The sequence below is a fragment of the Pseudomonas sp. genome, assembly GCF_028293835.1.
Lineage (GTDB): Bacteria > Pseudomonadota > Gammaproteobacteria > Pseudomonadales > Pseudomonadaceae > Aquipseudomonas.
The window spans coordinates 102,539-114,799 of record NZ_JAQGNX010000086.1; the positions used below are offsets into that span (position 1 = coordinate 102,539).

Genomic DNA, 12,261 nt, shown 5'->3' on the forward strand with positions numbered 1-12,261 from the left:
GGATAATCACCAGTGGGGGTTTCAAGTACGCGTCAGGCGTTAACCTGTGTTGAATCCATCAAAAGGCCAATCGCAGCCCCACATTCGCCCCCCACGGTTGCTCAACATTGCCGCCTTTCATGTAATCAAAGTCGGCATGCACTTGCAGGTTCTTCGACAATGTCACCGCAACCCCAACGCCCAACTCTGCCCGTGAGCCGAACAGATCGTTATTGAAGCTCGTGTCGTTGACTGTCACTTTATTGTTGCGTGCGAATTCATGGGCAACCGCGGCGCGAAGGTACGGTTGCACAACCCCGCCGTCCTTGAGTGCAAAATTGCGACCCACTGAACTACCGACCTTACCCACTACCGACTGGGTACGATCATTCTTCGCTTCAAGGCCGTTATCCAAGGTGTAGCTGTCCCCTTGGATCACCACTGCCGCCATCTGCGCATAGGGTTCGACAAAGTAATCGTCGCCCAGCTTGATGTGTTTACCGACCTCAAACGAGCCACCAATAGCCGTGTTGGAGTAATCACCCTCGGCCTTGGTCTGATCGCTCATGGCAACCTTCGACTCGTTTTTTAACTTGTTAAGCTTAAGCACCGCATCGACGTAGTAACCCTGGTCCGACAACCACGTGCCGTACGCGCCTACGTAGTAGCTGTCTACCTTGCCCGAACTGCCGCGACTCAAGTCCAGATCCGACTTGCTGTAACCGCCCAGCAAACCCACTAACAACTGACCATTGTTCACAGGAACCGGGGCGTCCGCACCGAATGACATTCCGCTTTGTTGCTGACGATATTCAACGCCCGCACGGGTGCTCGCGTTGAAGCGACTGCCGTAGGCCCGCATCCAGCCCCCGCCTTCACCGCTGCCGCGCACTTCACCCATACGGCTGCGCAACGTGGTCAGCTCACTCATGAAAATTGTCGGCGCCGCGTTGAACAGCGCCAATGCGGTCTGGGTGGAAGGGCTGATGGTTTTGCCGGAACCGACGATGAACCAATCATTACCTTGTTTTTCCAGTTCGTAGGAGAAAGCGCCTAGATCCACCTTGTCGCCAAGCAGGTTGAATTGCGCGTCACCGCCTTCGGTATGGACGATTTTCAGGGGTTGAATGTCGGGGGAAACCGGTTCAGCGCCGGTGTTTTTTACCTTCAGGGTAAAATCGCCGTTGGCTTGGCCGTTGACGCTTAGCAGGTCACCCACACCAGCGTCCAATCCGATCTTCATCCCGAAAACGCCGGTGCCAGACAACTCACCCAGAGACAACGTATGAAAGCCATCGAGACCGAATCTAACCTGACCGCCGTCGAGGTTCATGGACCTGACTGAGTTGTCGCTAACCATCTGCCACCGGGCGCCGGAATTAATCGACAGATTGTTTCCGTTGATGATGTCACCGGTGAGGCTGGCGTTTTTTTGCAGGGTAACGTTAAGGATGCTTGTTTCGTCGGCAACAAGGTTGCCGGTTAGGCTACTGTTGTCGACTTTCAGGTTGGCAGTACTGCCACTTTCGACCTCTAGAAGATTACCATTGCCGGACAACAGGCTTGAATGGTTTTGGAGGGTGATGTCGGCGATGGCAGGGAGCTTCTGTACCGCCAAGGCAGTCACTTTGATTGCAGGACCGCTCAAACCCTCAACACGTGAGTTATCTATTACCACTGTGCTGTTAATAACAGGCGGTCTATCCCCTTCATCAACTTCGTCATCTCTGGCACCTTCAGCTATGATGAACAGACCGCTATTGCTTCCAACAACCGTACTGCCATTCGATACGTTTGCTATTGCGCCCGACAATATAATACCGGACCCATAAGCACCATCCGCACCATCCGCACCATCCGCACCAGCCAACTGACTGTTACTCACATTCAAGATACTTCCACGACCCACACTCGCCGCAACCGTTCCAAACACAGAACTATTACTTAAGTTAAGTATAGAAACACGACCCTCTGACGTCCCTACAAGCAAAGCAACGGACTTTGACACTACGCTCGATTGATTAATATTTATTAAACCTCCCGCAGAACTTATGCCACCTTCAACAATGCCTGATTCAAAATTTAGAGTGCTTCCAGGCCATACGGCAACATTGTTGACCGTAGCGCCATTTGCAATCAATTCGCCCCCATTCCTAACCAGATATCTATCTGCCGGTGTCGACGCATCAATAGCCCATACGAAACCGTCAATATCATATATCTTTGTGTCGGGTATTCTTCTCGGCGGTGGGCCAACCCTCTGCAAACTTGTTTCGGTTATTTCAACGTTAAACGTAACGCTCTCAGCGACTACATAGCTACTGAAAGAAGCTCCCAATGATACACTTGCCAGCCCTAGACCTATCCGAACCATCGGGCGGCATGAAGTTTTTGGTTTCAATATATATCTCCTCAACAATGGGTCCGACTATTTTGGATGTCATACGCAAGCAGGCAAGGCAAAGAGGACATTGTTCGTGTAGGACGCGTCTTATAAATTTGAAGGCCAAGCCCTACAGACGAGATCTATTGCAACTGAAATTCGATAAGCCTCGAAAAAAGTCAAACCTCACCACTTGACAGTCGCGCTCGATTGCTATTGGTTAAATCCAAGACCGCCATCCATAACTATGTGTTACCCGACAGTTGCGGAGCGTGGTCTTCACTTAATGTTTCAAAGAAAAAATCAGTCGATTGCTTTAATTAAGACGGCAGGAATAGCTGATTCAACCCCAAGGAGAAATCACATGAGCAGCAAAGAAAACAACACGACCTACCTCTATATACCGCGTCCTCTTTTAGCCCCCACCGCTCTAGGCACAGACCCTGTGGACGGGCTTTTACAGGCTGCGGATTTACAAAGGCCCATTACCGTTACCTTCCCTATCTGGCGGGAAGGCGTGGAAGGTGATTATTACCAACTCAAATTTGATGGCAACATCGTAGGTCTGAGAAAAAACCTAGGCCCAAATCCAACTGTCGGCGAGATGCTCAGCCTTGAGCTCTTTATTGATGCATCCTGGAGAGAGGGAGAGCATGAATTAGGCTATTTCATCCAACGCTTCATTGGCGGCAGCCCCAGCACATCACCCACCATCCCCCTTATCATCGACCGCATCCCACCCGGAGGCGGCACCCTCGCGCCACTGACTTTTCCGGCCCAGGCCGAAAACGGCCTGACGTCCCTCGAACTCACCGCCATGGGCAATATTTTAGTGGCGACGGTTCCACGTTATGTCGACGTCAAATGGGGCGATGTCATTCGCAGCTACTGGGCAGGCCAGGCAGGACCGGTTCATACGGTACTGGCTGAACAAGTCGCAGGTCCGGACACCAGCTTGAGTTTCGATCGGACCTATCTGGAATCGCTGGAGGATGGCGAGGTTGCCGTGACCTACACCGTGACCGACCGCGCCGGCAATATTTCGGTAACGTCCCAAGCCGCCAGCCTTGTGCTGCGGATAAAAAATACGCCGACCGGCAAGCCAACTCATTAGAAGCTGGCGTCTATGTCGACATGCGCGAGCCCGCTGCGGGATGCTGAATAGACGTGTATCGAGCCGATCAAAAACAATATTTGTTTACCACCCACTGTTGACAAGCCTTAAGAATCTCTATTAGTTAATTAACAGATGGAGCTAATACAAGCTTTATCCAACCACCATTATCCGGTGCATTTCAAACGTCGTAACCCACGCAACTTTTACAGTAAAGGTCGCTGACCTCTTATTGCCTAAAATTTGCAGATCGTATTAACGCGAAACGCCACGTAACAACTTTGGAGAACTAACCATGTGTAACTCAAATACTTCCGTTCGCCGCCGTTCGCCACGCATCCCTCGTGCGTTGGCTTCACCAGTAATACCTAGCGCATTTATCGATGGGCTTTTACCGGCTGCGTTACTGAGCGCTCCCGTTCCTGTAACCTTTCCGGTATGGGACGAAGCTGTCGGTGGCGACGCTTACCAATTATCACTGGACGGTATACTTATCGGTGTAGAACGGCAGCTTCCAGCTAACCCGATCCCGGGTTCTGAACTGGTACTGGACATTCTGGTTGATACATTAACCAGCACGCAAGATGGTAATCACACAATAGCCTATCGCACCGAGCGATTTATTGGGGGCACGCCAAGTATGTCGGCCACGATTCCTGTCGTCATTGATCGTCAAGCGCCAGGCGGGTCGCTGATATCACCGCTGATTTTTCCGAGGGTGGTCAATGACGGCCTGACCTCGGAAGAATTAGCGGCAATGGCTGATGTATTAATCGGCGAAGTGCCTGCCTACTTTGATATCAAAACCGGTGATGAGATCCAAACTTACTGGGCCGGCAAGGTAGGGCCAACGCATACAGTGCGACAAACCGAAGTACCGGGCGGCGGCGTGTTGCCTGAGCGGATCACGATTGGGTTCAGTCGTGATTTTCTAGAAGGAATAGGTGATGTTAAAGCAGACGTGTATTACGTCATTACTGATCGTGCCGGTAACGTTTCAGTTGAATCGGAACCGGTAGCGTTCCAACTGGCACTGAACGAACCTGCGGCCGATCTGCCCGCGCCGATTATTGCCCAAGCCGATGACGGGGTTATCAGCGATGTCGACGCCAAGCAATCTGTCAGCGTAGATATTCCCGCCTACGGCGATGTACGACCAGGTGATGAGATCACGCTGTATTGGGGCGCTAACAAGTTGCCGGTGCAACCCGTTAATCCTGGGGATGAGGATGAAGACCCTATTTTTACCCTGTTGATTGCTTACGCCACCATCGCACTGACACCTGACGGCAATGTTGATGTGTATTACGAGGTACGTCGCAACACCTTGCTGTTGGGCACCTCCGCAGTAAAAACGGTCACGGTACTGCTCGCTCTTCCAGGACCGGTGAGCCCTGAAAAGCCAATTATCCGAGGGGCCAGCGCCAATCCCGATGACAACGACAACGTAATCGATGAAAACGATTACCTGCAATCGGCCACTGCCGTTATCGCCTGGAAATCCGGATTTATCGAGGATGACCAACTCAACCTGTTTTGGGGCCAGCAGCCAGCACCCGTGCAATACCGGATCACCCTTGCGGACGTCACGGCAGCTAGAGACCTGTCATTGACCGTTCCCAATGCGCTGATCATTAGCGAAGGCACGGGCACCGATATCCGAGTTAATTACACCGTAACGCATGCGGGCAATCCCAACACCACCTATTCAGCGTCCCAGAGCGTGGTCGTTAGGCGCAAAGGCGAGTTGCCCGGTGGTGAAAACGGTCTGCCACCGCCGGAGTTTCAACGAGTTACCGAAAACGGCGGTATCGGGGCGATTCTCAATCCTAATGGCGCCACTGTTCTGGTCAAGCCTTACGAAAACGTTAAAGTGGGCGACATCTTGAGTTTTACATTTTTGGGGTGGACGGGTTTGTTTGAGGGCCCGCAAGTTCCGGGTGCAACTTACACCTTTACCACCGAGCCGTTGACGGAGCCACAAACCCGCGAAGATTACGAGTTTACGGTGCCTGACGCGAACCTGCGCCTGATCTGTTTCGGCCGCGCCGAAGCCATGTTTAAAGTTGATAGCGTTACTGGCCCTGCGACGTCGGGTATTGCCAAAGTCTTTATTGACATGGTCACGGCGGGCGAAGGTTGTTCCGGCAATTAACTTGTCAAGTGGGCCGCCGTGAAGCGGTCCACTTAATTAACATACTTATTAACAATAACGGGACAAAAAAATGACGTTATTTCAGAAGATTTTATTACCTCAACCAAAATTGCACAATACCAACGACCCTAGTGGTATCGGCCACGTTGACACTCTGGACCCGGCAGTCCCAGTGCAGATTCGGATTGGTCCTTATATTGGAATGATGGCCAGTGACTATATCGAACTGTTTTGGGGTGATCGGGACGGATCGATTGCAAACTATACCGTTAAACCCGGTGATACTGCCGAAGGGACGGGTTCCTTTGTCACTCTACCGGTTGATCAACAATACATCGCGCCAAGTGCAGACGCCAATCTCCACTATCAGGTAGACGCTTGGTATACAATAAAAAGACTGATAGGGGGTACCGTCAACATTTCCGAACGGTTAACGATCACTGTCAAATTGACGGTTCCTGGTGGAGTTGATAAAACGCCTGATACACCTTATACCAATGAAAGCCTTAGTTTATCCACGACAACCCCAGAGGGCACTATCGGGAACGAGCACCTCGATCAGGTGACGGTCAATATTTCGGCCTACGAAAACATGGAGGTCAATGATGCTATTACCGTTTTCTGGAACGGAATACCGGTGAGGTTATTGCTGGGTGCGCTTCCTGCGACGGGTGAACCCATCCGGGTGCCGATACCTAGAGAAACGATCATTTCAGCAGGCGATTCTGACGCGCTCGTGGTGATGTATGAAGTTCGCGACGTAGTCAACAACTGGTCTCGATGGTCCCTACCCACGTACCTCGAAGTAGAAGCCGGCAACTCTACCCTCCCCGCCCCGGTCGCTCCGCAGGCCGTCAACCTGGAACTAGACCTCGCCCTTCTAGGCGGGGCCGACGTAAAGGCGCTAGTACTCCCCTACCCAGATATCCACCCCACCGACGAGATTACTCTGACCCTCGAGCGCAACACTGCGGAAGGGATGGGGCTGGAACCTTACGTTTCAACACTAAACGTAGATACATCCATTGGGTTTGTGCAGTTCCTGATCCCCAATGAGCAGTTCGCGCCGATCGCCCAAGGCCGGGCGCGGCTTAAGTACAAGGTCAAGAAAGCAGCTGGCGACGAGTTGCGCTCGAAAAGCCTGCCATTGACTATCGTCGGCGAAGCCCAGGTATTGGCAGCACCGAAGCTGCCTGCTGCCGAGCATAATGGTGGTGTGCTTGATCCGGCTGCGCACCATGTCATCGCGCAGGTTCCGCCGTATTACTTCATGGCTGATGGCAATGACGTCAATCTGGTATGGATGGGCAAGACGGCCAGTGGCGCCAATGTAATCCACGAAGAATTGAAAAACCTCAACAGTGATGACGTTGGGGAGACGGTGGCGTTCTTGATCCCTGACGAAAAAGTGAGCGCTTTAGCCGGTGGCACGCTTGAGTTGTATTACACGGTGACGACGTTCGCGCGAGCGTTTTTCAAGTCGCCATCTTTGCATGTTCAGGTAAGCGCGGGCGGGGGTGCTCTGCTACCCCCGGCGACTGTCGACGGGGTGGGTGCCGACGGTGTACTCGATCCGACGGATATCGTTTTGGAGGCCATCGTCCGTATCCGACCGTTCAGCGGTATGGCGCCGCTGGATAAAGTGACGCTTCATTGGGTTGGTCAATCCCCAGGCAGCACGTACAGCGCCAGTACCACGCTCAACAGTGGCACCTCGGGCAAAGAGGTCATTTTCCGAGTTAAAAAATCCTATGTAGACGCCAACCTGAACGGCAACGTCGAAGTGTCTTATCTGGTAGAGCGAGGCAATCAACGATTCGCCTCCAGTGTACTGCTAGTTAAAGTGGGCACGCCCGATCTGACATTGTTGCCAAAACCCACCGTCGCCGGCGTCGATGCCAACGACACCCTAACCCCGGAAAACATCCCCGACTCCGGCGTTCAGGTCACAGTCCCGCGCTACACCGGCATCGACACCAACGACAGCATCATCGTCAAATGGGTTGGTAACCAGTCCCACATAACTGCGGCTAAGCACCCCGGTGCTGAGGGAGAAATTGGTTTCGCCGTGCCTAAATCCATCGCCATTGGCAGTGCGGGCGGCTCCGTTCAGGTCACTTATGAGGTAACTCGCAATAACGCCGCGCCGGTGGTTTCGGTTGCGACAATGTTCAACGTACAGGCGCTAACCCCTCCATTGATTATCGACACATCAGAGATGGTCCTGAACGCTCGACACTTGCGAGCAGCGGCAACACCGAAACATCCTCCTGCCGGAGCGTTTGCTCTGCGAGTGGCTTCCGGTGGCGTGGCGCCTTACCTTTATCATTCCAGCGCGCCTGACATTGCCGAGGTCGATGCGACAGGTCGTGTTATGTCTGTCGAGAACGGTACGGCGACTATCAACGTGACTGACAGCTCGGGCCAAACCGCCAGTTACGAGGTGAAAACATCCAACGTGCTGACGTTTGTGTTGTTGGCTTTTCATACCTATTCGGAGGGTGCAAAAGCCGTCAGCAACGGCGGCGCAAATATGCCTTCCCTGGCAGATTGGGATGCGTTGCGTGCCAATTACGGCGGTGATCCCCTCCTGACTTACACCGGCGGCGCGGGCCGAGAACACCGCGCTTGGGCGACGGATGGCGCGGGTTTCGGCAGGCGCTGGGCGATCTTTCCTGAGGATGGTCGCAAGGTGACGCTTAAAGATGTGGGCTTCGGTGGAGAGACGGCCAATGCCTTCGGCATGAAAGGCTAATTTAATTCTGGGGTTTAACCATTAAGCCTGCCGACCTGGCGGGCTTAATGCGCTATTTGGTTACCTGTTGATAAAATCCACCACCGTATCCGCCACCCCATCCAACACCGCCGCATCGCTCACGCCCAATGATTTCAGCGGCTTCAAATCATGATTGGCCGTTGGCACCCATTGAATCTCGATTGCTGTCGACAATTCATACTTCTCGACGGTCTGCCTATTACCTAACGTGTCCCTTTCCCCCTGCATAATCAGCGTCGGTGTTTGCAACGCGGCCAGGTGCGCGGTCCGAGGTTTTTCCGGTTTTCCCACGGCATAGAACGGGTAGCCCAAACAGACCAATCCATCCACGCCCAATTCATCGGCCAGCAAACTGGCCATCCGCCCCCCCATGGACTTGCCACCAATGGCTAAACGCCCAGCGACGTGGGGTCGCAGCTGCGCGTACACCTGTCGCCAACAATCGAGCAACTGGACTTGCGGATTGGGCGGGCGTTTGCGGCCATCGATTCGTCGCTGGGCCATGTAGACAAATTCGAAGCGCAATACGTTAACGCCACGGGCAGCAAGGCGCTCAGCCATGCCGTTCATGAAATCACTGTCCATGGGCGCCCCTGCGCCGTGGGCCATGATCAGGGTCGGCGCAGGCCCATCATCGCGCTGTTCCGCCGAACTCCATAACCAGCCATTGCCGCGCGCCAGCTGCACACATTGATCCTCGTCAATACCGGCCCTTTGCCCATTGTTCATGCTTGCCTCGCTGTTGATCAGTCTGATAACTCGGCGCTATGACCCGGAGTCTGCCCCGGATCTCTGTTACGCCGCGCTGTTACGGAACGGGCAAAATAGGAACACACCTAAATGAACACAACCAACAGTACCGCCTACAACTATCAGGTGGTCCGCCAATTCGCCATTATGACGGTGGTATGGGGGATCGTCGGCATGGGGCTCGGTGTTTTTATCGCCGCGCAATTGGTTTGGCCCGAACTCAACTTCGACTTACCGTGGACTACCTTCGGCCGGCTGCGCCCGCTGCACACCAATGCGGTGATCTTCGCATTTGGCGGCTGCGCGCTGTTCGCCAGTTCCTACTATTCGGTGCAGCGCACCTGCCAAACCCGGCTGTTTGCACCGAAACTCGCGGCGTTCACCTTTTGGGGCTGGCAACTGGTCATTGTGCTGGCCGCCATCTCCTTGCCGCTGGGCTATACCAGCTCCAAGGAATACGCTGAGCTGGAATGGCCGATTGATATTCTGATCACCATTGTTTGGGTCGCGTACGCGGTGGTGTTTTTCGGCACGCTGAAGAAGCGCACCACCAAGCACATCTACGTCGGTAACTGGTTCTTTGGTGCGTTCATTCTCACCGTGGCGATTTTGCACATCGTCAATAACCTCGAAGTGCCGATCAGTATGACCAAGTCCTACTCGATCTACTCCGGCGCGACCGACGCCATGGTGCAATGGTGGTACGGGCACAACGCGGTAGGCTTTTTCCTCACCGCAGGCTTTTTGGGGATGATGTACTACTTCGTTCCCAAGCAGGCTGAGCGTCCGGTGTACTCGTATCGGCTGTCCATCGTGCACTTTTGGGCACTGATCACCCTGTACATCTGGGCCGGTCCGCACCACCTGCACTACACCGCATTACCGGATTGGGCGCAGTCGTTGGGCATGGTGATGTCGCTGATTCTGCTGGCACCCAGCTGGGGCGGCATGATCAACGGCATGATGACCCTGTCGGGCGCCTGGCATAAATTGCGCAGCGATCCGATCCTGCGTTTCCTCGTGGTCTCCCTCGCGTTCTACGGCATGTCGACGTTCGAAGGTCCGATGATGGCGATCAAAACCGTCAACGCCCTTTCCCATTACACCGACTGGACCATCGGCCATGTTCACGCCGGGGCGCTGGGTTGGGTGGCGATGATTTCCATCGGCGCGCTTTACCACATGATCCCGAAAATCTTCGGCCGTCCGCAGATGCACAGCATGGGCTTGATCAATGCGCACTTCTGGCTGGCTACCATCGGCACGGTGTTGTACATCGCGTCGATGTGGGTCAACGGCATCGCCCAGGGCTTGATGTGGCGCGCCATCAATGAGGACGGCACGCTCACTTACTCGTTTGTAGAAACCTTGGTCGCCAGCCATCCCGGCTACGTGGTGCGGCTGATCGGTGGCGCAATTTTCTTCAGCGGCATGCTGCTGATGGCCTACAACACATGGCGCACCGTGCGGGCCTCCGTGCCTGCCGAAGCCATCGCCGCTGCGCAAATGGCCTGAGGAGCTCGCCATGAAACACGAAGTAATCGAGAAAAACGTTGGCTTGTTAATGCTGTTGATGGTCCTTGCGGTGAGCATCGGTGGTCTGACGCAAATCGTGCCACTGTTCTTTCAGGACGTGACCAACAAGCCAGTCGAGGGCATGAAGCCTTACACCGCGCTGGAGCTGGAAGGGCGTGACATCTATATCGCCAACGGTTGTGTCGGCTGCCACTCGCAGATGATTCGACCATTTCGCGCTGAAACCGAGCGCTATGGGCACTACTCGGTAGCCGGTGAAAGCGTGTGGGATCACCCGTTCCTGTGGGGTTCCAAGCGCACCGGACCGGACTTGGCACGAGTCGGCGCGCGCTACTCGGACGACTGGCACCGCGCGCATTTATACAACCCGCGCAACGTCGTGCCCGAGTCGAAAATGCCGGCCTATCCGTGGCTGGTCAATCAACCCCTCGACAGCAGCCACACCGAAACCAAGCTCAAGACCATGCGCAACTTTGGCGTGCCCTATACCGATGGCGACATCGCCGGGGCAGTTGCATCGCTCAAGGGCAAGACCGAAATGGACGCATTGGTTGCCTATCTGCAAGTGCTGGGCACTTCGATCAAGAGCAAGAGGTAAGCCATGACAACCTTTTGGAGCACCTACATCTGTGTGTTGACCATTGGCACGCTGATCGCCCTCACCTGGTTGCTGATCGGCACCCGCAAGGGCGAAACCAAGGGCAGCACCGATCAAACCATGGGCCACAGCTTCGACGGCATCGAGGAGTACGACAACCCGCTGCCGCAGTGGTGGTTCGTATTGTTCGCCGGGACGATTGTGTTCGCGGTCGGCTACCTGATCCTTTATCCCGGTCTGGGTAACTGGAAAGGCATCCTGCCCGGTTACGAAAACGGTTGGACCGGGGTCAATGAATGGCAGAAGGAGATGGACAAGGCCGACGCTAAATTCGGACCGATCTTCGCCAGGTTCGCCGCCATGCCCGTTGAGGAAGTGGCCAAGGATGCGCAGGCATTGAAAATGGGCGGACGTCTGTTTGCCTCCAACTGCTCGGTGTGTCACGGCTCGGATGCCAAGGGCGCGTACGGCTTCCCGAACTTGACCGACACTATCTGGCGCTGGGGCGGCAGTGCCGACACCATCAAGACCACCATCATGGGCGGGCGCATTGCGACGATGCCTGCCTGGGGACCCGTTCTTGGGGAAGAGGGCGTGAAAAACGTTGCAGCGTACGTGCGTCACGGACTGGCTGGTCTACCTCGCTCGGCCGACGATACCGCCGACCTTCAAGCCGGCCAGCAAACATTCAATACCACCTGCGCCGCCTGTCATGGCTCCACTGGGCAAGGCACCCAGGCCATGGGCGCGCCTGACCTGACGCAACCGGCTGGTTTCATCTACGGCAGCAGCCTGGCGCAATTGCAGCAAACCATTCGTTATGGACGTCAGGGGCACATGCCTGCGCAAACCGACCTGTTGGGGAACGACAAAGTGCAATTGTTAGCAGCCTATGTTTATAGCTTGTCGCAACAGACTCCTGAAGCAAGTGATCAAACCGCTCAAGTGAAATAACGATTCAGCAGTGAAT

8 protein-coding genes are annotated in these 12,261 nt (G+C 54.6%); 6 read left to right on the forward strand and 2 right to left on the reverse strand.

Annotation, left to right across the window (positions count from 1 at the left end):
* Positions 1-58 precede the first annotated feature (58 nt).
* On the reverse strand, positions 59-2,032 hold the full coding sequence (locus JWR17_RS11145) for an autotransporter outer membrane beta-barrel domain-containing protein (RefSeq protein WP_299831273.1): 1,974 nt from the start codon (positions 2,030-2,032) through the stop codon (positions 59-61).
* A 694-nt stretch (positions 2,033-2,726) separates the two neighbouring features.
* Here JWR17_RS11145 and JWR17_RS11150 point away from each other — a divergent pair.
* The 3 genes from JWR17_RS11150 to JWR17_RS11160 all read left to right on the forward strand — a co-directional run bounded on the left by JWR17_RS11150 (position 2,727) and on the right by JWR17_RS11160 (position 8,386).
* Complete coding sequence (locus JWR17_RS11150) at positions 2,727-3,476, forward strand: hypothetical protein (RefSeq protein ID WP_299831164.1); 750 nt, start codon at positions 2,727-2,729, stop codon at positions 3,474-3,476.
* Positions 3,477-3,771: 295 nt separating this feature from the next.
* Positions 3,772-5,631: an addiction module component gene (locus JWR17_RS11155; protein WP_299831167.1), complete on the forward strand. Its 1,860-nt coding sequence runs from the start codon at positions 3,772-3,774 to the stop codon at positions 5,629-5,631.
* A 70-nt stretch (positions 5,632-5,701) separates the two neighbouring features.
* The gene (locus JWR17_RS11160; protein WP_299831171.1) at positions 5,702-8,386 is read left to right on the forward strand and encodes an Ig-like domain-containing protein; all 2,685 of its coding nucleotides are present in this window, start codon (positions 5,702-5,704) and stop codon (positions 8,384-8,386) included.
* Between the two features lie 60 nt (positions 8,387-8,446).
* Here JWR17_RS11160 and JWR17_RS11165 read toward each other — a convergent pair whose 3' ends face one another.
* Complete coding sequence (locus tag JWR17_RS11165; RefSeq protein WP_299831174.1) at positions 8,447-9,136, reverse strand: alpha/beta family hydrolase; 690 nt, start codon at positions 9,134-9,136, stop codon at positions 8,447-8,449.
* Between the two features lie 111 nt (positions 9,137-9,247).
* Here JWR17_RS11165 and ccoN point away from each other — a divergent pair, with 111 nt between their 5' ends.
* Genes ccoN through ccoP form a run of 3 tightly spaced genes read left to right on the forward strand, consistent with a single transcriptional unit; the run spans position 9,248 to position 12,245 of the window.
* On the forward strand, positions 9,248-10,672 hold the full coding sequence (gene ccoN / locus JWR17_RS11170) for a cytochrome-c oxidase, cbb3-type subunit I (RefSeq protein ID WP_299831177.1): 1,425 nt from the start codon (positions 9,248-9,250) through the stop codon (positions 10,670-10,672).
* A 10-nt stretch (positions 10,673-10,682) separates the two neighbouring features.
* On the forward strand, positions 10,683-11,291 hold the full coding sequence (gene ccoO, locus JWR17_RS11175) for a cytochrome-c oxidase, cbb3-type subunit II (protein ID WP_299831180.1): 609 nt from the start codon (positions 10,683-10,685) through the stop codon (positions 11,289-11,291).
* A 3-nt stretch (positions 11,292-11,294) separates the two neighbouring features.
* Positions 11,295-12,245, forward strand: coding sequence for a cytochrome-c oxidase, cbb3-type subunit III (gene ccoP, locus JWR17_RS11180; protein ID WP_299831183.1), 951 nt, complete (start codon positions 11,295-11,297; stop codon positions 12,243-12,245).
* Positions 12,246-12,261 lie beyond the last annotated feature (16 nt).

Coding starts and splice junctions, on each gene's coding strand:
- JWR17_RS11165 (WP_299831174.1), bottom strand. CDS start 9,136: ATGAACAATGGGCAAAGGGCCGGTATTGACGAGGATCAATGTGTGCAG.
- JWR17_RS11155 (WP_299831167.1), top strand. CDS start 3,772: ATGTGTAACTCAAATACTTCCGTTCGCCGCCGTTCGCCACGCATCCCT.
- ccoP (WP_299831183.1), top strand. CDS start 11,295: ATGACAACCTTTTGGAGCACCTACATCTGTGTGTTGACCATTGGCACG.
- JWR17_RS11160 (WP_299831171.1), top strand. CDS start 5,702: ATGACGTTATTTCAGAAGATTTTATTACCTCAACCAAAATTGCACAAT.
- ccoO (WP_299831180.1), top strand. CDS start 10,683: ATGAAACACGAAGTAATCGAGAAAAACGTTGGCTTGTTAATGCTGTTG.
- JWR17_RS11150 (WP_299831164.1), top strand. CDS start 2,727: ATGAGCAGCAAAGAAAACAACACGACCTACCTCTATATACCGCGTCCT.
- ccoN (WP_299831177.1), top strand. CDS start 9,248: ATGAACACAACCAACAGTACCGCCTACAACTATCAGGTGGTCCGCCAA.